The organism is Nodosilinea nodulosa PCC 7104, from assembly GCF_000309385.1.
Lineage (GTDB): Bacteria > Cyanobacteriota > Cyanobacteriia > Phormidesmidales > Phormidesmidaceae > Nodosilinea > Nodosilinea nodulosa.
The window spans coordinates 810805-833715 of sequence record NZ_JH976537.1 but is presented as its reverse complement, the minus strand read 5'-3'; the positions used below and the strand labels follow the sequence as shown (position 1 = coordinate 833715).

Here is a 22911-nt window from a genome sequence, read left to right as displayed (position 1 = left end):
ATGGGTGATGTGTCCACTAGTGCGATCGACCATGCGTGCATCAATTTTCCCAGCCTCCCCAGCTCCTCAGCTCCCCAGCTCTCTGGCTTGCAGAAATAGTCCCTAAACTTCTGCCTCAGAGTACTAGTGCAGCGTCAGCCCTAAGAATTAGGGCTGACGCTGCATTAGTTATGGATCGCAGAATCTTTTTATAGTGGATAGGCCTTGGTTCGGTGGCTGGGCTGCTGCCCAGCTGTTTCCTGCCACGGGGCGCGGTTTGCGGCCGGAGGCAAAGTTTTGGCTGGCCCCGCCCGCTCCGATCTACCCACCTTCTCCACGCGGGTGGAAAATGGCAATCTCCTGGTTGCCCGGGTGGGCAACTCGGCCTCTGGTCAAATCCCTGGCCAAACCTCTGGCCAAGCGGCTGAGGCTCGCTATCTGCTCGCAGCCGACGACGAGCTAGAGCGCGGTGAGCACGAGGGCAATGATGACCGTGGGGAGCAGCACTCCAGGGGGCAGTCTACCAGGGTCAGCGCCTAGAGCCACGTTGAACGCCCCGAGCAGCTGGGGCAGTCGGGCTGGGGGGAACCTGATGGGGTGTCGTAAGCTAGAACAACTCTCCCACCCGGCCCCCATGACGACCATCCCCCAAGCCACGTCTCCCAGTTTGGTGCAGCTCTACAACTGGATCTTTAACCCCCTCGATTACATGGAAACCCACTATCGCCAGTGCGGCGATATTTTTGAGGCGCAGGGCACCCTGGCCAAATGGGTTTTTCTCAGCCAGCCCGACAGCCTCAAATACGTGCTTACTCACGATGGCAAAGAGCTGAGCGCGCCGGGAGAGTACAACCAAATTTTGATGCACCTGCTGGGTCATAACTCGCTGATGCTGCTGAGCGGAATCCAGCACCGGCAGCGGCGGCAGCTGGTGATGCCGCCCTTTCACGGCGAGCGATTGAACTCGACTTTAGCCATTAGCGTAAAGGGCTAGAGAGCAAAAGATGAAGAAACTGGAGCCGAGCCGGACCAACCCGGTAGGCTTAGCTCCAGTGTTATGTCATTAAACTCATGCTGAGTCTACCCAACGAGATTGCGGACGTGTTGGCTCCGTTTCGAGGGGTGTTCGCCCAACAGCGCAGTTGGCAGAAGGCGCAAACCATGCTGGTGGGAGCAATCTTATGTCAGGGCCATCGCACGGTCAGTCGGGTCTTGCAGGTGATGGGCCTAGGACAAACGCAGCAGTATGGGAAGTATTACCGGATGTTGAGTCGGGTGGGCTGGAGCGGGTTGGCTGCCGCGCAGACGCTTTTGAGCCTGATTATGCTGGCATTCGTCGGCACCGAAACGGTGGTGATTGGGATTGATGAAACCTTAGAGCGTCGGTGGGGCCACCGAATTTGGGGGTTGGGCATCTACCGCGATGGGGTGAAATCAAGTCGCACTCACACGGTCAAAAGCAGTGGGGTGCGGTGGCAAGTGATGCAAGTGTTGGTGCGCCTGCCGTGGTCGCCTCGGGTGTGGGCACTGCCGTTTTTCAGCTTGATGGTGCCGTCTGAAGCGACCCCACGGGGCAAGCGGGCTTACCGCAGTAGTTTGGACTGGGCCATCGTCATGGTGCGGGTGGTGAGTCGGTGGTTAAAGCGCTACTGGGTGTGCGTCGGGGATGGGGGCTATGGGCATGCCAAGTTTGGCTGGGCCTGCCGCCGCCACGGGGTGGCGTTAGTGGCTCGATTGCCCTGGAAAGCCAATCTCTATGAGTTTGCCCCCACGATGCCGCCACGCTATCCCGGTCGTCCCCGCACCAAAGGGGTGCGCCTGCCGTCGATGCAACACCACCTGGAACGTCTCAGCGTTGAGTCGGGACCCTTTCACATTCTGCCCTGGTATGGGGGCCACCATGCTCTGCGGCAATTGGTTACCGGTACGGCGGTGTGGGATGTCGATGGCTATCCCCCCTTGCCCTTACGGTGGGTGTTGGTCATTGACCCCCACCGGAGTCCACCCCCCACCGCCTTGTTCTCCACCAGCCTCTTGCTCAGCCCACCTCAGATTGTCGAACTCTACGTCGCTCGCTGGAGCCTGGAAGTGACCTTTGAAGAAGCCCGTGCCCATCTAGGCGTGCAATCCCAACGCCAGTGGTCGAAAGCCGCCACCACTCGCACCACCCCAGTGCTGTTTGCGCTCTTCTCCTTGGTCTGCTTGATAGCCAACCGTCTCCATGCCTTCACCCCACTGGTGCCCCACACCACCGCTTGGTATGCCAAGCCGGAAATCACCTTCTCTGATTTATTGTGGGCGGTGCGAACTGCTCTGTGGCGCGCTCGGGTAGTTCCCCGACTGGCTCCCAGCCCTGATCCGGCATTATCCCTAGAGGCAGAGCGCGAACAGTTGATTCAACTGCTCGCAGCCTCTTTCTGATTGGCTAAAGTCGAGTTGAAGGTCTACGGCGAGCTGATTCGCACCATTACCCGCGAGGCGATCGCCACCCTAACGCCGGGGCAACCCTTCAAGGCCCGCGAGCTAACCCAGCACATCTCGATGCAGATTATTTTGCAGGCGGTGTTTGGCCTGCAACCGGGGGAGCGCGCCCAGCGTCTGGGACAGCTGCTAGCCCAGCGGCTCGACCTGGCCAGCGGCCCCCTGGGCTCAGCGCTGCTCTTTTTTCCGCTGCTGCGCAAAGACTACGGCGCCTGGAGCCCCGGCCACAGCCTCAACGTGCTGTCTGAGCAGATCGATGCCCTCATTTTTGGCGAAATTAGCGACCGGCGGGCCAGCCCGAACGGCGATCGCAGCGACATTCTTTCGCTGCTGCTGGCGGCCCGTGACGGCGATGGCCAGGGCCTCAGCGACCAGGAGCTGCGCGACGAGCTGATCACCCTGCTGGTGGCGGGCCACGAAACAACGGCGACGGCGATCGCCTGGAGCCTCTACTGGGTACACCGCCAGCCCGAGATTCAGGCGCGATTGCGCGCAGAACTCCAGGCAGAACGCCAGACGTTGGATTCAGACGACCCGGTGGCCCTGACCAGGCTACCCTACCTGAACGCCGTGTGTAACGAAACCCTGCGCATTTACCCGGTCGCCATGCTGACCTTTCCGCGCCGGGTCGAGCAGCCCATTACCCTTCAGAGCCATGATCTCAGCCCCGGCACGGTTATAGTGGGCTCCATTTACCTGCTGCACCACCGGCCCGACCTCTACCCCAACCCCGACCAGTTTCGCCCCGAGCGGTTTTTAGAGCGCCAGTACGGCCCCTTTGAATTTATGCCCTTTGGCTCTGGGGCGCGCCGCTGTGTCGGGGCGGCCCTGGCCATGTACGAAATGACGATTGTGCTGGCGACCCTGCTGCAAGACTGCGAACTAGAGCTGGCCAGCGATGCGCCCGTGCTGCCCCAGCGGCGCAGCGTTACCCTCAGCATGAAGGGCGGGGTGGATATGGTGTACCGGGGCAGGCGATCGGTGCCAGAGCTGGTGGAGGTCTAGCTTTGGCCTCCACCAGCTCTGGCCCATCTGCTATAAACACCACCTGCCATATCCCCACGATTTAGACTAAAATTCGTCATTAATTTCGTCGTCACTAGTGAATAGTGCGCCTGAGCAACCATGCCCCCCAGACCTCGCCCGTCTCACCTTTCTCGGCGGCGCTTCTTGCGCCTGTCCGCCGCCGCTGGGGCAGCGGTAGCCGTAGCGAACTGCCGCCCCCCTGGCGACAGCCCAAAGGCTAACTCCGGCGGCTCAGCCAGGCCGCTCCACATTTACACCTGGGCCGACTACGTTGACGATGAGGTCTTCGATCGCTTTACCCAGGCCACAGGCACGCCCGTTGAGGTGCAGACCTACGACTCGAACGAGACCATGCTGACCAAAATGCAGGCCGGGGGCGGTCAGCAGTTCAGCATTCTGTACCCCTCGGACTACATGGTGCAGCAAATGGCTGGGCTGGGGCTGCTGCTGTCCCTCGATCACACCCAGCTCAAAAGCCTGGACGATCTGCGCGATCCCTGGCGAAGCCCTATCTATGACCCCAACAATGCCCACAGCATTCCCCTCAGCTGGGGCACCACCGGGCTGATCTACGACAGCACCAAACTCAACCCGCCCCCCACCGACTGGGCCTATCTGTGGGAGCAGCAAGCGGCCCTGACAGGCAGGCTGACCCTGCTTGACGACGTGCGCGAAACCCTGGGGGCGACCCTGGCTTCGCTGGGCTATTCCTACAACACGACCAACCCGCAGCACATTGAGGCGGCGTTTAAGCGATTGCAGGAGCTGAAACCGGCGATCGCCCAATTTTCCAGCTTTGGCTGGGAAGACCAGCTGATCGCAGGCGATCTCGACCTCTGCATGACCTACTCCCACCTGGGCAACACGCTGCCCGCCCAGCACCCCCACCTCCAGTACATCATCCCCAGTTCGGGCACCTCCCTCTGGACCGATACGATGGTGATTCCCAAAGACGCCCCCAACCCAGAGGCGGCCTACGCCTGGCTGAACTTTATGATGCAGCCCGAAAACGCCGCCTTTGCCGTCGAGCGACTGCGCTTTGCCACCCCCAGCCGTTCGGCCTTTAACCTGCTGCCCGCCGAACTTCAGAACAGCAAAACCCTGTTTCCGCCCGAGTCGGTATTGGCCAACTGCGAAGGCATTGCCCCGCTAGATCAGGCCGCCTCCGATCTGTTCGATCGCTACTGGACTGAATTGACCAGTGCTTAGCAGCGGACTAAGAAACCCGATTTCTCTCCCACAAATGCTCACGCGCTGATCAGCGGCGTGGCCCTGGCCTGGAAGTTGGCGTTCATCAGGGCCGTTACCGCCGCCTCGGGGTCTTTGACCCGAAACTGCGCCCCCAGGCGCACAAACTGGCGCTGCTGGTTGGCCCCAATCACGGCAATCACGGGCACGCGGGCGTACTTGGGGTCGTCGCCCTGGTTGCTGCGAATTACGTTGCGGAGGCGGTGCTGCTGCTCGATGTCGCCCGCCAGGCGCGGGTCGAGTTCTACCATCACCATGCGCACGTCTTCGACGGGTTCGGCATCGTCGATGATGAACTGGACGCGATCGTCGCGGCGATCGACCTTGCCCCAGACCATCAGCCGCTTGTCGGCGACGATGTGCTGGCCAATGCGCTCAAAGGATTTGGGAAAGACGACGGCCTCGGCCTGGCCGGTGAGGTCTTCGAGCTGGACGATCGCCATCCTGTCTCCCTTTTTGGTCACCACCGGCTTGACGCTGGCCAGGATCACGATCGCGCTCAGGGTGACGTTATCGGGCTGCTCGTGCAGCTCCGCCAGGTTAATCGGGGCCAGCACCCGCGCCGATCGCTGCACCGACTTGAGCGGGTGGTCGGAGATATAGAAGCCCAGCAGCTCTTTTTCCTGGCGCAGCTTTTCCTGGGACTCAAAGTCGGCCACCGGGGGCGCTTTGGGGGCGGTTTCGTAGCCGCTGGTGGGGGAGGCGGCCTGGGTATCGCCGCCCAGCATCATGTCGAACAGGTTGCCCTGGCCAATCTCGCGATCCTTGGCGCGGCTCTGGGCCCAGTCGATTACCAGCTCTAGATCCTGCATTAGCTGGTGGCGGTTGGGGTCGATGGGGTCGAGGGCACCGGAGAGAATCAGCGATTCCAGGGCGCGGCGGTTTACGGAGTGGAGATCGACGCGATCGCACAGCTCCGCCAGCGACGTAAACGGCCCCTCCGCCTCGCGGTTCTTGAGAATGCACTCGATCGCCCCCAGTCCGACGTTGCGCACCGCCGAGAGGCCGAACAAAATGCTCTGGCCCTCGGGGGTGAAGTCAACCAGCGATCGGTTGATATCCGGCGGCAGCACCTCAATACCCATGGCGATGCAGTTGCCGATGTGCATCTGCACCTTGTCCTGGTCGCCGCTGTTGGAGGTCAGCAGCGCCGCCATGTACTCCACGGGGTAGTTGGCCTTCAGGTAGGCGGTCTGAAAGGTGACAAACCCGTAGGCCGTGGAGTGGGACTTGTTGAAGCAGTTGGAGGCCACCTGACCATCGGCCAGCAAGAAGTTGTGGTCGCGGGCCACGCCAATGTCGTAGACGGGCTGCACCCCCAAAGATTGACGACTGATGATTTTGACCACAACTGACCTCGCTATACACTGCTCTACCCAGACCCCAGGGCCTAGCTTGGGCCTCTGGCCCAGCGCCCGCAGCTGAGCCGCCTGCTCGGCTGGAGTCAGTATCCCCTGCTGGTGGCGATTATACTAGCGCAGTTGAGGCCCTGGCACCTGTCCTCCCCCAGGCTCAGATCCGTATTCTCTAGGCTACCTCTGACCTATGCTGGCTTCCCCCCACCCCTGGCTGCTGACGGCCCTGGCGATGCTGGCCTTTGCCGGCAATTCGCTACTGTGCCGCATGGCCTTTCAGCAAACCGCCATTGATGCGGCCAGCTTTACGTCGATTCGCCTGGTGGCCGGGGCGCTGGCCCTGGGGCTGATCGTTGCCCTGCGGGGGGGAACCGCTGTCAGCTCTGGCAGCTGGGCGGCGGCGATCGCGCTGTTTGCCTATGCCGCCAGCTTTTCTGCCGCCTACGTTTCGCTGCCCGCTGGGGTGGGTGCCCTGCTGCTGTTTGGGGCGGTGCAAATCACCATGATCGGCTACGGTCTGGGGCGAGGCGAGCGGCTGAGCCGGGTTCAGGTTGCAGGAATGTTTCTGGCCCTGGTGGGGCTGGTGGGGCTGCTGCTGCCGGGGCTGGCCAGGCCGCCGCTGCTGGGCTCGCTGCTGATGCTGGGCGCTGGGGCGGCCTGGGGGGTCTATTCGCTGCTGGGCAAGGGGGTGAGCAACCCCACCCAGGCCACGGCGGGCAACTTTTTGCGGGCTGTGCCCATCGCCCTGGGGCTGAGCCTGCTGCTGTTGCCCAGGCTGTCTCTGGACAGCGCCGGGGTGGGCTACGCGATCGCCTCCGGCGCCCTCACTTCCGGGGTGGGCTATGCTCTCTGGTACAACGCCCTGCCGGGCTTAGCGGCAACTCAGGCAGCGATCGTGCAGCTGTGCGTGCCGATTTTGGCCGCGATCGCCGCCATTTTCCTGCTCAACGAGCCGATGACGCTGCGGCTAGGGCTGGCCTCGGTGGCCGTGCTCGGGGGCATCGCCCTGGTGCTGAGATACCCAAGGGCGAACGTTCCTACCGGCACCCCCCCAGACCATAAATCCGCCGCACCCGATCGCCGCTAGCCGCCGCCAATACACCTCCATTAATCTGATACATGACCACACGAGGGCGAACATTCCCATGACTGATATCCGCTTGATTCGAGGCCGCTGGGTGTTTACGGGCGACGAGACTTTGACTGATGGGGCGATCGCCATTCAAAACGACACCATTCTGGCCGTCGGTGCCTGGGATACCCTGCAAGCCCAGTACCCCCAGGCCAAAACCCTGGGCTCTGAGCAGTTTGCGGTCATGCCGGGGCTGGTCAACGCCCACCACCACAGCAACGGGGTGCCCAATTCCCTCCAGGGCGTTGAGGATGACTTTCTGGAGCTGTGGCTGCTGGCCAATCTAGGGGCGAGAGGCCAAGATACCAGGCTTAAAACATTGCTGAGCATTGCTCAACTGTTGCAGAGCGGCGTCACTTCAGTGGTCGATGTGGCTCGAATCTCAGGAAGTCCTGCGGCCTGTTTTGACGACCTCAACGCCCGCCTACAGGCCTACGAGCAAGCCGGTATGCGGGTAGCCCTCAACCCGGGGGCCAACTATCAGAGCTATCTGGTGCACGAAGAAGATCAGGCCTTTCTCTCTGCTCTGCCCAGTGGGTTACGGCAGCAGCTGACTGAGCTAGTGCCCTTGACCCAACCCTTGGCCCAGGCCGACTACCTGTCGCTGATGACCGATTTGGTCAAAGCGTATCAGGCCCATTTCCACATCAATGTTTGGTTTGGCCCGCCGGGGCCGCAGTGGGTGGGCGATGAGCTGCTGGTGCAAATGGCCGACGCCGCCGAGCGCCTGGGCACCCAGATGCAGACCCACGCGCTAGAATCTCTGCCCGAAAAGCTGATCGGCCCCCGCTTCTACGGCAAATCGGTGGTGGCCCACCTGAAGGACCTGGGCGTGCTCAGCCCCCGCTTTTCCATGGCCCACGGCGTCTGGCTGACCGAGGCGGATATCGAAATTTTGGCTGAGACCGGAGCGGCGGTGAGCCACAACCCCAGCTCCAACCTGCGGCTGAGGTCCGGGATTGCGCCCCTCAGCGCCATGCTGGCGGGTGGGGTAACGGTAGGGCTGGGCATGGACGGCAACACCCTGGGCGATGACGAGGATATGTTTGCCGAAATGCGGCTGGCGGCCCGGCTCCACCGCACCCCCGAGCTGGGCTCCCCAACCCCCAGCTACGAAGACATTTTTGCGATCGCGACCACGGGCGGCGCCCGGCTGATGGGGCAGGCCCAGCGCATCGGCAAGCTGGCACCGGGCTACCAGGCCGATGTGGTGCTGGTGAAGTGCGATCGCATCACCTGGCCCTGGGTCGCCCCGGACATCAACCCGCTCCACCTGATGCTGATGCGGGCCAAGGCCATGGACGTGGACACGGTGCTGGTTGGGGGCAGGGTGGTGCTGCGATCGGGCCAGCCGACGGGGTTTGATTTGGAGGCGATCGGCCAGGAAACTGCCGCCCAACTCGATGCCCAGCCCAGCCGCGAGTCCTACCGCGCCCTGGTCGCCGAGCTGAAACCCTACCTGGCGGACTGGTATTCTCGCTGGGAGATGCCGCCCCTCACGCCCTATGCAGCGTTCAACTCTCGGACCTAGGCTAGAGGCCCAAAACCGCCGCCGCCGGGGGTTTCGATCGCAAACACATCGCCGGGCTGCATCGCCACTTCGGCCTTACCGGCCAGGGTTTCTACCTCGCCACTGGCCCGCATCACCTGGTTTAGCCCTGGCTTACCGGGCTGCCCTCCCTGCAAGCCAAAGGGAGAGATCTGGCGATGGCCCGACAGAATCGCGGCGGTCATCGGTTCCCGGAAGCGGATGCGGCGAATCACGCCGCTGCCGCCGGAATGCTGGCCTGCCCCGCCGCTGTGGGGCCGCACCGCGAAGGTTTCCACCAGCACCGGAAAGCGCCATTCCAGCACCTCCGGGTCGGTGAGGCGGGAGTTGGTCATGTGGGTCTGCACGGCATCGGTGCCGTCGAAGTCGGGGCCAGCCCCGGAGCCGCCGCAGATGGTTTCGTAGTACTGGTAGCGATCGCTGCCAAAGGTGAAGTTGTTCATGGTGCCCTGGCTGGCGGCCATCACTCCAAGAGCGCCGTAGAGGGCGTTGGCGATCGCCTGGGAGGTTTCCACATTGCCCGCCACCACCGCCGCCGGATAGCGGGGGTTGAGCAGGCAACCCTCCGGCACCACAATCTCCAACGGCTTCAGGCACCCGGCATTGAGCGGAATATCGTCGGCCACCAGGGTGCGAAAGACGTAGAGCACCACCGCTTTGCACACCGCCAGGGGAGCGTTGAAGTTGGTGGCCTGCTGAGGGGAGGTGCCGCTGAAGTCGATGCGGGCCGATCGCGCGTTTGGGTCAATGGCAATGCTCACCTGAATCTGGCTGCCATCGTCGGTGGGGTAGGTGAAAGCCCCGTCCGAGAGCACGTCGATCACCTGGCGCACCGCCTCCTCGGCGTTGTCCTGGATGTGCTGCATGTAGGCCTGCACCTGGGGCAAGCCGTAGTGGTCGGCCATCCGACGCAGTTCCTGCCCGCCCCGCTCGTTGGCCGCAATCTGGGCGCAGAGATCGGCCAGGTTCTGGTCGATGTTGCGGGCCGGGTAGGGGCCAGATTGCAGCAGGGCGGTGACGTCGGCTTCCCGCAATCTGCCCCCTTCCACCAGCTTGACGTTGTCGATCAATACTCCTTCCTGCTGAATCGAGGTGCTGTGGGGCGGCATGGAGCCGGGGGTAATGCCGCCAATATCGGCGTGGTGCCCCCGCGAGGCCACGTAAAACTGGGGCCGGGGCTGGCCTGGCAGAAACACCGGGGTGATGACAGTGATATCGGGCAGGTGGGTGCCGCCGTTGTAGGGGTTGTTCGACATGTAGACATCGCCGGGGGCGAGGCGCTGGCCCTGGGCCTTGATCAGGCTGAGCACGCTTTCGCCCATGGAGCCCAGGTGCACCGGAATGTGGGGGGCATTGGCCACCAGCTGCCCGTTTTGGTCGAACAGGGCGCAGGAAAAGTCGAGCCGCTCTTTGATGTTGACCGAGTAGCTGGTGTTTTGCAGGGTAATGCCCATCTCTTCGGCGATGGAGCGAAACAGGTTGTTGAAGATTTCCAGCTTCACCGGGTCGGGACTGGCGCTGGCTTCGCTGGTGCCTGCGGCAACCTCGGCTACCGCCACCCGGTTCAGAACCAAATGGTTTTGCGGCGTCAGTTGGGCCGACCAGCCCGGTTCAATCACGTTGGTGCCGGTGGGCTCAATGATCAGCGCCGGGCCGGAAATGTGGTCTCCCGGCAGCAGATCGCCCCGCTGGTAGACGGGGGTATCGCGCCATTCGCCCTTGGTGTAGATGGATGTGGTGGCGACGGGAGCCAGGGGAACCTGCCGCTGCTCGGCGATCTGAGGCTCGGCAATATCGGCGGTGTGGCCAATGGTTTCGACCGAAATCGCCTCTACCACCAGGGCTTTGCCTGCCATGGTAAAGCCGTAGCGCTGCTGGTAGGTCTGCTCGAACTGGGCCTGCATCTCGGCCTGGGAGCCAAAGGGGATAATCAGGGCCAGGTCGGTGCCGCTGTAGCGCAGGTGCACCTTGTGCAGCGTGGTGATCTGGTCGGGAGCCACGCCCTGGTCAATCATCTCCTGCCGTCCTGAAGATTCCAAAGCAGAGCATTCAGTTTTGAGCAGCGCCACGGTGTCGTCGGTCAGGGCAGCTTCGATCGCCTTTTCCTTGAGAACGCGCAGGTCCGCCAGGCCAATGCCGTAGGCCGACAGCACCCCCGCCAGCGGATGCAGAAAAATCTGGCCCATGCCCAGGGTTTCGGCGATCAGGCAGGCGTGCTGGCCGCCCGCACCGCCGAAGCTGCACAGGGTGTACTCGCTGACGTCGTAGCCACGCTGGATGGAGATTTTTTTGATGGCGCTGGCCATTTTCTCGATCGCGATCGCCAGAAACCCCGCCGCCACTTCCTCCGGCGACTGCGCCACGGCAGTTTGCTCGGCCACCCGCTGGGCCAGCATCCCAAACCCCGCTTTCACCGCCGCCGGGTCCAGCGGCAGATCGCCCTCGGGGCCAAACACCGCCGGAAAAAACTCCGGCTGGAGCTTGCCCACCATCACATTGCAGTCGGTAACGGTGAGCAGCCCCCCGCGCCGATAGCAGGCCGGGCCGGGGTACGCCCCCGCCGACTCTGGCCCCACCCGGTAGCGCGCCCCATCAAAGGCCAATACCGAACCGCCCCCTGCCGCGACGGTGTGGATTGCCATCATCGGCGCCCGCAGCCGCACCCCGGCCACCTCGGTTTCAAAGGTGCGCTCGTAGTCGCCAGCCCCGCCCTCGCCGTTGTAGTGGGAGACATCGGTGGAGGTGCCGCCCATGTCGAAACCGATGATTTTGTGAAAGCCCGCGCTGGCGCAGGTCTTCACCGCTCCGACGATGCCCCCCGCTGGCCCGGAGAGGATGCTGTCCTTGCCTTGGAAGCGATGGGCGTCGGTGAGGCCGCCGTTGGACTGCATGAACATGAGGCGGGGTGGGGGGGTGGGGGGGTGATGGGGTGATGGGGTGATGGGGTGATGGGGTGATGGGGTGGGTGAGGGAGGTGGGGAGGATGGGGAAGGTGGGGGGGCGATGGCTTCCCTATCTCCTCCATCTCCCCTATCTCCTCCATCTGCCCTATCTCCTCCATCTCCCCTATCTCCTTCCAGCTCCGCAGCCACCTGCTCTACATAGCGGCGCAAAATCGGCGACAAGTAGGCATCCACCACGGTCGTGTCGCCTCGGCTGACGAGCTTCATCAGGGGGCTGACCTGGTGGGAGACGGAAATTTGGCTGAAGCCGATGCGCCGGGCGATCGCGGCGACCTGCTGCTCGTGGCCGGGGTAGCGGTAGGCATGGAGAAAGGCGATCGCAACGCTGCGAATCCCTTGATCAAAGGCCTGCTGAAGGGCATCTACCCAGTCTCCTGACTCATCCACCGCCAGCAATTCTTCGCCCTGGGCGCTGTAGCGTTCGGGCACTTCGATCGCACGTTCGTAGAGCATTGCGGGCCGCTGGATGTGGCGGGCAAAAATGTCGGGCCGGTTCTGGTAGCCGATGCGGAGGGCATCGCCGAAGCCCTGGGTAATCAGGAGCAGGGTGCGATCGCCGCGCCGCTCCAGCAGTGCATTGGTGGCGACGGTGGTGCCCATTTTCACCACTTCAATGCGATCGGCGGGGATCGGCTCCTGCACCGCCAGCCCCAGAATTTCGCGAATGCCCTGAATTGGCGCGTCCTCGTAGCGGCCAGGGTTCTCGGACAGCAGCTTGTGAACCTGGAGCTGACCATCGGGACGGCGGGCGACGATGTCGGTGAAGGTGCCACCGCGATCGATCCAAAACTGCCAGCGGGGCTGGGGCGCAGAGGGTTGAGTCATAACGTTAAGGTGCAGTTGCTACATCGCCCGTGGTGCAGTCTCGGCCAGCTATCGATGCCCGGGGCAGTATCTAAAGGCCAATGTAGCGCGGGAGGCTGTCCATGCGTCTCCAGAGCCGTTGAGTGCCTTCATCAGTTCATCAGAATTGTTTTTGCCGTCTTAAAGGACTGGCTCTCTAGGGGTAGAACGCCAGCATAGTCTTGGAAAGTTCTAGAAGACTAACTTTCCCTGTAAGAGGGGGCTTTCAGGCAATGAGTTTCTGGTTGGCTCGACTCTGCACAGGTATTACGCTGGTGGTTCCTGACTGTGGCTGAAATCACCGAAACACTTGTCAGCAGAATAGTCTACAGGCGATAGCTGCTGTAAAAACTGCTGGACGTAAAAGGACAATTGGAACAGTAGCCGTTTTATTCAAGCTTTACTGAATTCATCGATGCTATTCTTGCTCAGCGACATAGAAACAGCCTAAATACAGTCGTTTTCATCGGAACAACAGTCATATCTCAGCAAGGGATGAACCATGAACCTGACAGCGTCAGACAAACTTGAAGTCATGGAACTAGCAGCACGCTTTGAAATGGCCCTCGACAAAGAAGATGTCGAAAATTACCTCGCTATTTTTGCGGAAGACGGTAGTGTTCAAGGTTTTTGGGGGACTGCGATCGGCAAGGAACAGCTGCAACAAGGCTTTTATGCAATGCTAGATACCTTTGCCCGTGGCAGGAGACACTGTACTACAAACGCTATTATTCGAGGCGATAGTTCAGAAGCTATCATGGAGTCCTATCTCCTAGTATTCAATCGGGAAGATCTGCTCCGATTTGGCAGCGCCTTTGTAACCGATAGAGCGGTAAAAAAAGACGGAAAATGGTATCTCGCTTCACGCCAAGTCGATGTCGATCCGAGTTTTCCACTATTGGCTCAGTTTCAGGCATGAGCTAGCTCATAAAATACTGACCAGCATCCCAAGGATTGACTCAAAGCATGAAACTACTATTGATTGGTGCCACTCGAGGAGTAGGCTTCGAGCTTTTGCAACAGGCACTTCAAGCCGGGCATGACGTTACTCTAATTGCCCGAAATCCCGAGCTTCTAGAAATTAATGACGAACATCTCAATGTTATTAAGGGAGGCATCCTCGACAAAAGCGTGATTGAGCAAAACGTGAATGGGCAGGATGCAGTATGTATCACCATTGGCATCAAACCAACTCGCAAACCCGTATCCATTTACTCAGAAGGCACAAAAACAGTAATCGAAGCGATGAAAAAGTCGCCCTGTCGTCGACTTCTCTGCGTCACTGGCATCGGGGCGGGGGACAGTCGAGGTCACGGTGGATTCTTCTATGATAAAATCATTAACCCGCTATTACTTAAAACAGGGTATGAAGACAAAGACAGGCAGGAAGCAATCGTCCGCCAATCGGGCTTGGATTGGGAAATAATTCGCCCTGGATTTCTGACCAATGGAGCACGCACTGGAAAGTATCGTATCCTGACCAATTTGAGTGGAGTTAAGGCAGGTAATATCTCTCGTGCTGATGTAGCCGACTTTATGCTGAATGAAGTTTCTGAAATGCAGTACGTTAATCAAACCCTGCTTCTGACATATTAATCCCTCAGATTCAGGTACAACAAAAACTCATCTTGCCGTCTTACAGGTCAAAAACTTGAAGAAATTGGCTATGCTTCAACAGCAGCGAAGGTGAAATTCCAAACATTCGCCTGAAGGTTCGAGTAAAATGGGCATGATCTGAAAAGTTAGCACGATGGGCAGCATTCGCCAGGGTTACGCCTGGGTTTAGCATTTCCTTTAAAGCAACTTTAATCCGAGCCCACAGAATGTAGGATGTGATCGGAATACCGATTTGCTCTGAAAATAGATGTCGTAAGCGACCCTCAGATAAATCAACGTGCCGCGCAATATCAGTTACCTGAATCGTCTTGCCAATATTTTGGTTGATAAAAGCGATCGCAGCCAACGATCTTTGATCGAATGAAATAATATTGCTTTGCCTATCATAGAGACTGCAAATAAGATGGAGAGGATCAAATTCAGCGGTGGCATTATGGCAATAATTCCAATAGCTTGCCGAGAAGCGATCGATTTCACAAACAGAAAAAACCTTGTCAATCAGCAAAAATTTGTTTTTCGATAATTGCTGTTTCAGCAGTCCGCCTTTTGTGGAGGTTGCATCAACGCTAATTACCAAGACAGTAGCGTTTGCTGACTGACACGCATGGGGAACATCAGAATCAATCAAGAATCCTCGAATAGATTCAAATTCTTGATTATCCAAGACTGCCTTGTAGGGCTTGTCTAAACTGATAACAAGCTGAACTGCATGATGATGATGGAGATCCACCCCAATATTTTTGACCAGTATAGCTAAAGTGTCTTCGTGCCGATTAATCATGAAATTTTTAGACAATATTTGATTAGATCTGCGCCTAATTTTATAACAATAACCCTAGACCATCAATCGAATGCACCAGCGATGCTTTCCTTGATGCATTGTCTAGTTTCATAGAGCAGAATCTTGCATTTAGGTCGCGGAAGCTGCTTCCATTCAGCAAAATTTGCAGTATTCTGCCCAAATCAGCCCGCCGCCCCAAAACCCAGGGAGCCCAACGTGCCAGCTTTAGTAGGTTGGGCTAGCGTTAGCGTAAGCCAACAAAACCGTTACTGGTGTTGGGTTTTCTCCCCTAGAGACGCTAGCCCCACAGGGGCGGCTGCGCCAACGCGAACGCTTCGCTCAACACCAACCTACATCAAAACTGCATCAGACTTTTGTCAGTCCATCAGACCAGCGGGTCAGCAAAAACGGGCAAGAGCCCCGCTCAGTTTGACGTAGAGTTTGGAGCTCAAACGCGATTTTGCTCTAGGCGATCGGAGTATCGGCAAGTCGGCTCCACTCGTTCCAGGAACCGTCGTAATTGCGCACGTTGGCATAGCCCAACAGATGCTTCAAAACAAACCACATATAGGCCGATCGCCCGCCCACAGCGCAGTAAGGAAACACTTCTTTTTCGGGGGCAATACCCTGGCTGCTGAAGAGAGTCTGCAACTCTTCGACAGATTTGAACGTGCCGTCTTCATTCAGAGTGAGGGTGTGTTCTAGATGCACCGCCCCCGGAATGTGCCCGGCCCGTTCGCCGTTTTTAGGAGGCTCCATGAGAAACACCTCCCCCACGTATTCCGGCAGCGTGCGGACATCTAAAAGTACTCGCTGAGGGTCATTGATGGCAGCCAGAACCTCATCTTTCGTCGCCCGCAAGTCCATGTTCAACAGCCTGGGCTGATGCGACCTAGGGGAAACCGTGGCGAATTTTGAGGCAACCGGACGTCCTTCTGCCAGCCATTTCTGATGGCCGCCATTGAGCACGCGAACATTCTGGTGACCAATGACGTTGAGAAACCAGAATATCCAGGCTCCGGTGCCAGGGTAGCTGCCGTAGGCGATGACGGTGGTTTCGTTGGCAATGCCGGAGCGGGAGAGGAGGGATGCGATCGCATCCGGCTCAAAATTAATCCGCAGATCGGGCTGAAACACATCCTTCAAAATATTCCAAAACACCGCTCCTGGGATGTGATTGTTCTGATAGGGTTCAGGGCTCATATCCACTTCCAGAATTCGCAGAGTTGGATCGTGAAGATGGTCGGACAGCCATTGGGTATCGACTAGGGCTTCGGGATGGGCGTAGGGGATCATGGGGGGATGGGGGGATGGGGGGGAGGGGGAGTAAAAGGGCTGTTTAGCCTGGGGGGCTAAAGGGGATTGGGGGTTTTCGGCTGGGGTTCACGGGTTTCGGAAGGGATCGACACAAGGTGCCAAACCCGGTGTACGAGGGTGGTTGATGCAGTAAACAGCGCGAATCCAAGCAGGGGGTGCATCACCGCTAGCGGTAGGGGCAGCGGGGTTTGCAGGTGAATGGTGAGAAACTGAAGCCCCAGCACTACCGGAAAACTCAGGGTCAGAGTTCGGGTTCGTGGGGGGAACGGCTGCCAGTAAACCCATAACAGCAAAATCAGAGAAAGGCCGCTGTAGCTACGAACTAGCCAAACGTGAGCGTTCCACCAGGCAGGGTCGTAAAAAACCGCTAGCCCCACGGTGACGAGTTGCGCTACCAGGCACAGGTTAAACAGGACCGCTAGGGCATAAAACCCGATGGCGGCGGATCTCGCCAAAGGTGGAGTTGTCTCAGGAATTGGGTCAGCATTCGAGTTGGGTGAAGGGGATGTCAAAACCATTGGGAAGGAGCAATCAAAGATTGCTATAAAGGGCGCAAAGGCAACAGGCTTCCAGCACAAATCCCAAGTTAAAGGTCTTCCCTTCTGACGAATAGACCTCAATCGGGTACACTTTGCCTCAGCGGTTGGTGACTTCAATGACCCATTGCACAGACATTTCTTTGCAGAGCCTGTTTCGGGCGATCGCCCAGGCCCAACACGAAGACGAGCTGCGCGAATCTGTGATGGCTCATTTGGGCGACTACTTCTCGGCCCGTCGCTGGAAACTGAGTTTTTTAGATGAGTTTCCGGCCATCAACGACACCATGCCCAAGTTAATGCGGCTGGCGCTGTCGCTGGAGCACAATCCGGTGCTGCGCTATCTGGTGCAGCGCCATACGGCGGTACACGATGAGGTGGTTTTGCCTCCCGGCGTCTGGCAAACCCTTTGTCCTCGGGCCGATCATGCCCATGTGATGGTGGGGCCGATTGTCACCCATGGAAAGTTGACCGGGGGGCTGGCTTTTACCCGCGATCGCGCCGATGCCCCTTTCAATGCCGACAATCTGGCCGATCTCAGCGCCCTGTGCCTGCATTTTTCGAGTCGATTGACCGTGGTGCGATCGCCATCCACCCCAGCCAGCCTGGGCACCGACAACCTGACGCCACGGGAAACCCAGATTGTGGAACTCGTCGCCCAAGGGCTGACCAACAGAGCGATCGGCGCCGAACTGTGGATTACGGAGAATACCGTGAAGCAAGCCCTGAAGCGCATCTTTCGTAAGCTGAATGTGTCATCGCGGGCGGAAATGGTGGCCAAACTTTCCGGCAGTATCGCGCTGGGTTAACCCTCTAGCCGCTATATTTTGGCCGCTGTAGCTATAGCTAGTCTGATTAAGACAGGTCTCCCATAAACTCCCGGTTCGCTCATTTCTAAGGTGGTTCGTCAGATACGGGCCCCAGCAGGGTGTAAATACTTACCGGGAAGTTGAGAGCCTTTAAGATCTGCTGCTGTAAAGGCGTCAGCTCCGTCAGATGGGCATAGGTCTGCCCTCGTGCATTCACCATGACTAGAGTAATGTCGCGAAAACTGGCCAACAGTAATTCGGCTGTCGGACGTGCCGTCGCCCGCTTGGGATTACCGATATATAGCCCTGAGAGGGTTTCTTGGTGACCAGCTAAGGCTTGACGCATCTGAAACTCCACCAGCGTTAACAGCCGCAACCCCATCGAGAGTAAGCGAATTAATCCCTTGATATGGTCTTCACGCTGTAAGTACATCGGGGAGAGGGAGAGGGGATGCCCTTTGAGTCGGCTAAAGCTGTGCTCCACCAGATATTCTTGGCGGTAGACCGTCACGGCTTGAGGCAACGATAATGCCGCTGCGGGATGATTGGTGACATAGACCCGCCAGCCCAAGGTTTGCATCTGCTGGTTGATGGCCTCAGTTTCTAGGGTGCCATTCACCTGGAATCGACGGTGCTCCACCATCCGAGCCGGGCGGTCCCGGTAGCGACGCACAGCGTGTTGCTCCACCTGTTGTGAGTAGGTGAGTTGAACGTAGGCCTTGACCCGGTAGCGGGTGAGAATCGCCTCGGCGGCTTGCGCTAAGGCGACCTCATCGGGAAAGGCTTTCTGGCCGCGCCCCGATTGGTTGAGCGCCGCTAGGCCGTCTGGGCGTGCTCAAGTCGAGCTTGGAAGGCCTGCTGGGCGGATTGAGCATAAGCCAAGGAGTACACGACCAATTGCCGCTCTGACCACGTCCAGGTGTGTCCGTCCCATTCTCCTGTGCGGGTCTGGGTCTGCTCATAGCCTCGGGCAATCAGCGCGGTGTGACCGTCGGCATAGTCGTAGTGAATCTCCTGCAACTCAACGGCCCCTTGCTCCACTGGGTCTAGGTAGGCCTGCATCGCCTCCGCCTTGAGTTGAGTCCCACCGAGCGGACAGAGATAGTAATCGCCTGTGGCCTGGAGAAAGCAACGGGTCGCTAGACTGGCCATCTTGCTGTCACCCACGTAGAGCAACCCAGACTGACTGAGGGTCTGACGCACCTGCCCGATGGCCGGAATGTAGAGCGGGTCGTCGGCGCGCTGCCCGGAGACAATCTCGGTCGCTATCGGTAGCCCCAGCGGATCTAGCGTCGCCAGCATCAGCTTCAGTTGGGGCAGGTCGGGGCGATGGTCTTTGCTATGGCCATATTGGAACAGCCCTGACTCATTGACCGTCCAATCCCCGCTGACGCTGGTACTATCCAGACGCAGCCGTTTGGGGTGCAGGTCATACACCTGAATCTGACGCTGATTCAACGCCGGTTCAAACAACGCCCATTGGGCATCATCACTGAGATATCGCAACACGCTTTCTAGGCGGTCGTCACTCAGGTCAAGGGCGCGAACCGGTTGCTGCAAGCCCTGTTGCAAGGTTTCCTGATGTCGCTCTACCCAGGCCTGCACGGGGTTTAACCGGTGATCCGCTTGGGACAAAATGTGGCTCAGCCAAACTATCACCACATGGCCTAAGCTGAGCCCCTGCCAGTTCCCATGGGTCGGAAAGTAGTCGTCGAGCAGGGGTTGCACGTCCATCCGCTGCAGTTGGGCCAGCAACAGGGGAATATCGTCAACCCGTTCGGTGATAACGGTTAGGGGGGTATCCATAGCCCAAACCTAACCCAATTGGCTGACCTCATTTAAAAATGAGCGAACCGTGAGCATAAACGTTCAAACGTTTGAACATTCATACCGATGTTTCTTAAACAAAATCTTGCAGCTTCGCCACCATTTCGGTTCGAGCCGACACCTCCAGCTTGCGAAACATTCGCTTTAAGGCCTGTTTGACCGAGTTTTGTGTAATCCACAGCTCTGCGCCAATTTCAGCATTGGTCAAGCCTTGCGCGACCAAGGTAGCAATTTGTCGCTCGCGGGGAGTGAGCCGTTCTGTGAGGAAATTGGGTGAGGCGGGCGATCGCCGCAGCTCTGCCAGAGAGGCCGAAACGTGGCTGCACACCGCCCCCAGATTCGCCAAATCCACTGCGCTAAACGCCGGAGTCTCACCCACACGGGCAAAGTGAATCGTCCCGATCAGCTGCCCCCGGCCCACAATCGGCCCGGTCATGATGTGCTCATGATCGTATTGCGAACAGCACCATTGATAGAGATCGGTGTGCTTCCACTGGCCCTGCGGTACTACCAATTCTTCATGGGCTGGGGCATGGTTTTCCATCACGTAGCGCATCACTGGATCGACCGCTCGGCCAAATTTCTCGTAGCGCTCGACAAAGGCATCGGAAACGCCCACGACATCGAATCCGGCTAAGTTCTGGCGTTCATCCAGCAGGTAAATGCCCCAGCGCTGCACCCCAAACGGGTCGCTGAGGCCATCCATTACGCGATGCCGCAGCGCCTGCTCGGTGGGGGCCGTTGCGATGCTCTGAAACAATGAATGCAGAGAATTCACCATAAATTGCCAAAAGAGTACCCAGTTGAGGACTATTCAGGACTAAGTGGGGTTTCTACAATCGTTCCATGCTCAGCGATTTCAGACAACTGCAAAAAATGGACCCCATTCAAATCGGTTTTCTCATCTATCCTGGCGTGATTCAATTAGACGTGATGGGGGCGTATCAGGTGCTGGACTTCCCGCCCAATACCCACATCCATCTAATTTGGAAGACCCTGAATCCCATTGTTAGCAACGAAGGAATCCCCCTGACACCCACTGCCACCCTGGAGAATTGTCCGCTTTTGGATGTAATCTGCGTTCCCGGCGGCGGTATGGGGCAAGTGGAGGTGATGAAAGACCCAGAAATTCTGCATTTTCTCAAGCAGCAGAGTGCCACTGCTCAATACGTCACCAGCGTTTGCACCGGCTCGATGATTCTAGCGACAGCGGGGCTATTGCAGGGCTACAAAGCCACCTGCCACTGGGCTTTTCGCGATTATCTCGCCGCCCTTGGTGTAGAAGTAGTGCCCCAGCGGGTGGTGATTGATCGGAACCGCATCACTGGCGCTGGCGTTACCTCGGGCATCGATTTTGGGCTGGCGCTTTTGAGTATGCTCTGCGGCGAGCAGATCGCTAAAATGACTCAGCTAATGATGGAATACACCCCTGACCCGCCGTTTGATGCGGGCACCCCTGAAACCGCAGGCAAGGAGGTTGTGCAAGCCTTGCTCCAAGCTGGAATAACCTTTGGTAGATGCCTTCTGGGCGCAAACCCAGGCTACAGCAGCTCAGCTAAATGATGTAATCCATGACTAACCAGGATATTGTGCTTCAGTTCTACCAGGCTTTCGACGATCGCCAGATCGAGCAGGCGGTAGATCTGTTAGCGCCGGGTTTTGTCGCCCACTTAGCGGGAATGCCCGAGCCGCTAGATAAGGAACAATTCAAGCAGTTCGGCTTGTCTTTTTACACGGCCTTTAGTCAAGGGAAACACAGCTTTGATCAGGTGATTGTGTCCGAAGACAAAGTAGTGACCTGCGGAACGTTTACCGCCACTCACTTGGGAAGCTTTCAGGGACTTCCGCCCACCGGCCAGTCCATTCGCCTGTCCATCATGCACATCGATCGGATTAAGGATGGCCAAATTGTGGAGCACTGGGGCCAGGGCGATGCCCTGGGACTCATGCAGCAGTTGGGGATTGTCTTTCTGCCGGGACCGCAGCTGTTGCCCCATCTTCTAAAAGGCGCTATTGCTAAGCTATTAACCAGCATGCATAGAAAGTAACGGTTTTGTTGGCTTTAGCGTAACCCAACAAAACCTACGGCAGCCTAAGGGTTTCAAGGGTTTTGTCAGTCAACCAAGTCGATAAGTAGGTAGCCCTAATTAAACGTTGCTGTAGGGTGTGTTGTGGCAAAGCCCAACGCACCGCGAGATCTGGGCCTGGTGCGTCACGCCAAGCGATGACGCACCCTACGATAATTAAGGCGTTCTACTCACCTCTAAATAAGGCAGTCAAAAAGTAGTCAAAGCAATGAACTGTTTTACCCCAATGCGTGACCTAAACCTCGAAGCAAAAACATTGACAGTCGATTTGCCAATGCATCCAGCTCAATACGTTCTTGCTTAACAATCAGCAGATCATAAAGAGACCAGTTAATAGTGCCAATAAAGCCATTAATAGCTAGCTGAACATCAAAATCATCCATCGCGATAAAAATTCCCTTAGCAATTCCTGCCTGGATAATTGAGGCCAAAATATCTCGGTAAGTTTGCCGTGCCGCTTGCAGATGTTCACTTGCGATCGCGTCCCCGTAACCGACCTGCATAAAAAAGAGTTTGATCAGCCCTTCATGGGCCTGAAAATAGCGCAGAGTCAACTCCATGACTTGGCGCAAATCTTCAACTGGGTCAGCATAGGGTTCTAGTGCCTGCTTAATTTGGTCATGTAAAATCCCCAGATGACGTACCATAATCGCCGTCAGCAGTTCCTGCTTATTCTTGAAATGCCGATAAAACAGACCCGTTGATACCCCGGCGGTTTTAGCAATCTGCTGAGGCTGAGCGCTGTCATACCCCTTGCACAGTAGAACTTCCCCCGCTTGCAGCAGGGCCGTATATCGACCAGTGACATCGTAGCGAGGTTGTAGAGAGTTCAAAGGTTTATCCATGCCGCCAAGGAATATGCTACACTCCGGGAGTGAATATTATTCACTCGCTTCAATCATCTTATCATGGGGAACACGGTATGCCAGAACAAGCCTTTATTCAAACCCATTCTGGTCAGTGGTTAACGCTGGAACAGTTCCCCGGCGTTCAAATTTTGCCACTGGCAGAGCCGGTTCCAGAAGGCTCTATTCATCTGCTGAAACTTAAAGCGGGAACAACAATTCCTCTCCACACCCATCCCTGTGATGAGTATGTCTACGTGCTGAGTGGGGTCGTAGAAACGGGTGGGGTCACCTGTCCTGCCGAGACGTTCTGGATAACGCCCGCTCACACTCAGCAGGGGGTTCATAGGGCAGTCACCGATGCCGAAATCATCACAATTCGACTTGGTAAAATGGGAATATTTGACTCAGCTGCTGAAGGGTAGAAATACCATGCCTGAGCTTGTCTTAGCTCTGAAGATAGCGCAGACTTCCTGCTTAATTTGCAACAAATATTTTGCAAAAACCCAGAATTAG

Annotated in this window: 20 protein-coding genes and 1 pseudogene; 13 read left to right on the top strand and 8 right to left on the bottom strand. The window is 57.9% G+C overall.

Annotated features, from left to right (window positions below; translation table 11 throughout):
• Window positions 1-204 precede the first annotated feature (204 nt).
• The 5 genes from LEPTO7104_RS0103600 (at window position 205) to LEPTO7104_RS0103585 (ending at window position 4695) form a co-directional block, all read left to right on the top strand.
• A complete protein-coding gene (locus tag LEPTO7104_RS0103600; protein ID WP_196358083.1) occupies window positions 205-519 on the top strand; it encodes a QcrA and Rieske domain-containing protein in 315 nt (104 codons plus the stop codon).
• 94 nt (window positions 520-613) lie between these two features.
• Window positions 614-973: a cytochrome P450 family protein gene (locus LEPTO7104_RS0103595; RefSeq protein WP_017297177.1), complete on the top strand. Its 360-nt coding sequence runs from the start codon at window positions 614-616 to the stop codon at window positions 971-973.
• A 77-nt stretch (window positions 974-1050) separates the two neighbouring features.
• The gene (locus tag LEPTO7104_RS32580; RefSeq protein ID WP_017297176.1) at window positions 1051-2400 is read left to right on the top strand and encodes an IS701 family transposase; all 1350 of its coding nucleotides are present in this window, start codon (window positions 1051-1053) and stop codon (window positions 2398-2400) included.
• Window positions 2401-3465 carry a cytochrome P450 gene (locus LEPTO7104_RS32575; protein WP_017297175.1) on the top strand — a complete coding sequence of 355 codons (1065 nt, stop codon included), beginning with the start codon at window positions 2401-2403 and terminating at the stop codon, window positions 3463-3465. It abuts the gene before it with no gap.
• A gap of 120 nt (window positions 3466-3585) precedes the next feature.
• On the top strand, window positions 3586-4695 hold the full coding sequence (locus LEPTO7104_RS0103585) for an ABC transporter substrate-binding protein (protein ID WP_026072341.1): 1110 nt from the start codon (window positions 3586-3588) through the stop codon (window positions 4693-4695).
• 38 nt (window positions 4696-4733) lie between these two features.
• On the opposite strand, the gene LEPTO7104_RS0103580 is transcribed toward LEPTO7104_RS0103585, so the two are convergent.
• Window positions 4734-6083, bottom strand: a complete 1350-nt coding sequence (locus LEPTO7104_RS0103580; protein ID WP_017297173.1) for a trans-splicing intein-formed DNA polymerase III subunit alpha C-terminal partner DnaE-C — start codon at window positions 6081-6083, stop codon at window positions 4734-4736.
• Between the two features lie 196 nt (window positions 6084-6279).
• Between LEPTO7104_RS0103580 and LEPTO7104_RS0103575 the strand changes: the two genes are divergently transcribed.
• Both LEPTO7104_RS0103575 and LEPTO7104_RS0103570 read left to right on the top strand, forming a co-directional pair.
• On the top strand, window positions 6280-7176 hold the full coding sequence (locus tag LEPTO7104_RS0103575; RefSeq protein WP_017297172.1) for a DMT family transporter: 897 nt from the start codon (window positions 6280-6282) through the stop codon (window positions 7174-7176).
• 58 nt (window positions 7177-7234) lie between these two features.
• Window positions 7235-8752: an amidohydrolase family protein gene (locus LEPTO7104_RS0103570; RefSeq protein WP_017297171.1), complete on the top strand. Its 1518-nt coding sequence runs from the start codon at window positions 7235-7237 to the stop codon at window positions 8750-8752.
• Here the strand turns inward: LEPTO7104_RS0103570 and LEPTO7104_RS0103565 are convergent.
• Window positions 8749-12558, bottom strand: coding sequence for a hydantoinase B/oxoprolinase family protein (locus LEPTO7104_RS0103565; protein ID WP_017297170.1), 3810 nt, complete (start codon window positions 12556-12558; stop codon window positions 8749-8751). The genes LEPTO7104_RS0103570 and LEPTO7104_RS0103565 overlap by 4 nt on opposite strands.
• 520 nt (window positions 12559-13078) lie before the next feature.
• Here LEPTO7104_RS0103565 and LEPTO7104_RS0103560 point away from each other — a divergent pair.
• Both LEPTO7104_RS0103560 and LEPTO7104_RS0103555 read left to right on the top strand, forming a co-directional pair.
• A complete protein-coding gene (locus LEPTO7104_RS0103560; RefSeq protein WP_017297169.1) occupies window positions 13079-13495 on the top strand; it encodes a nuclear transport factor 2 family protein in 417 nt (138 codons plus the stop codon).
• 47 nt (window positions 13496-13542) lie between these two features.
• Window positions 13543-14172 carry an NAD(P)-dependent oxidoreductase gene (locus LEPTO7104_RS0103555; RefSeq protein ID WP_017297168.1) on the top strand — a complete coding sequence of 210 codons (630 nt, stop codon included), beginning with the start codon at window positions 13543-13545 and terminating at the stop codon, window positions 14170-14172.
• 40 nt (window positions 14173-14212) lie between these two features.
• Here the strand turns inward: LEPTO7104_RS0103555 and LEPTO7104_RS0103550 are convergent, their stop codons facing one another.
• The 3 genes from LEPTO7104_RS0103550 to LEPTO7104_RS32570 all read right to left on the bottom strand — a co-directional run bounded on the left by LEPTO7104_RS0103550 (window position 14213) and on the right by LEPTO7104_RS32570 (window position 16809).
• Window positions 14213-14974, bottom strand: coding sequence for a helix-turn-helix transcriptional regulator (locus LEPTO7104_RS0103550; RefSeq protein ID WP_017297167.1), 762 nt, complete (start codon window positions 14972-14974; stop codon window positions 14213-14215).
• Between the two features lie 465 nt (window positions 14975-15439).
• Entirely contained in the window at window positions 15440-16270 is an 831-nt protein-coding gene (locus LEPTO7104_RS0103545) for a sulfurtransferase (protein ID WP_017297166.1), read from the bottom strand.
• Between the two features lie 56 nt (window positions 16271-16326).
• Window positions 16327-16809, bottom strand: a complete 483-nt coding sequence (locus LEPTO7104_RS32570; protein ID WP_225886921.1) for a DUF6220 domain-containing protein — start codon at window positions 16807-16809, stop codon at window positions 16327-16329.
• 137 nt (window positions 16810-16946) lie between these two features.
• Here LEPTO7104_RS32570 and LEPTO7104_RS0103535 point away from each other — a divergent pair, with 137 nt between their 5' ends.
• Window positions 16947-17636, top strand: coding sequence for a helix-turn-helix transcriptional regulator (locus tag LEPTO7104_RS0103535; protein WP_017297163.1), 690 nt, complete (start codon window positions 16947-16949; stop codon window positions 17634-17636).
• A gap of 85 nt (window positions 17637-17721) precedes the next feature.
• Here the strand turns inward: LEPTO7104_RS0103535 and LEPTO7104_RS43485 are convergent.
• Window positions 17722-19442, bottom strand: a pseudogene (locus LEPTO7104_RS43485) (IS1634 family transposase).
• A gap of 94 nt (window positions 19443-19536) precedes the next feature.
• The gene (locus LEPTO7104_RS0103520) at window positions 19537-20244 is read right to left on the bottom strand and encodes a LuxR C-terminal-related transcriptional regulator (protein ID WP_026072338.1); all 708 of its coding nucleotides are present in this window, start codon (window positions 20242-20244) and stop codon (window positions 19537-19539) included.
• A gap of 65 nt (window positions 20245-20309) precedes the next feature.
• Here LEPTO7104_RS0103520 and LEPTO7104_RS32565 point away from each other — a divergent pair, with 65 nt between their 5' ends.
• Together LEPTO7104_RS32565 and LEPTO7104_RS0103510 are read left to right on the top strand one after the other, a co-directional pair.
• A complete protein-coding gene (locus LEPTO7104_RS32565; protein WP_225886920.1) occupies window positions 20310-21026 on the top strand; it encodes a DJ-1/PfpI family protein in 717 nt (238 codons plus the stop codon).
• 8 nt (window positions 21027-21034) lie between these two features.
• Window positions 21035-21511 carry an ester cyclase gene (locus tag LEPTO7104_RS0103510; RefSeq protein ID WP_017297161.1) on the top strand — a complete coding sequence of 159 codons (477 nt, stop codon included), beginning with the start codon at window positions 21035-21037 and terminating at the stop codon, window positions 21509-21511.
• A 257-nt stretch (window positions 21512-21768) separates the two neighbouring features.
• On the opposite strand, the gene LEPTO7104_RS0103505 is transcribed toward LEPTO7104_RS0103510, so the two are convergent.
• Complete coding sequence (locus LEPTO7104_RS0103505; RefSeq protein WP_017297160.1) at window positions 21769-22395, bottom strand: TetR/AcrR family transcriptional regulator; 627 nt, start codon at window positions 22393-22395, stop codon at window positions 21769-21771.
• 77 nt (window positions 22396-22472) lie between these two features.
• Here LEPTO7104_RS0103505 and LEPTO7104_RS37910 point away from each other — a divergent pair, with 77 nt between their 5' ends.
• Window positions 22473-22820, top strand: a complete 348-nt coding sequence (locus tag LEPTO7104_RS37910) for a cupin domain-containing protein (protein WP_071527174.1) — start codon at window positions 22473-22475, stop codon at window positions 22818-22820.
• The last annotated feature ends 91 nt before the right edge of the window (window positions 22821-22911 follow it).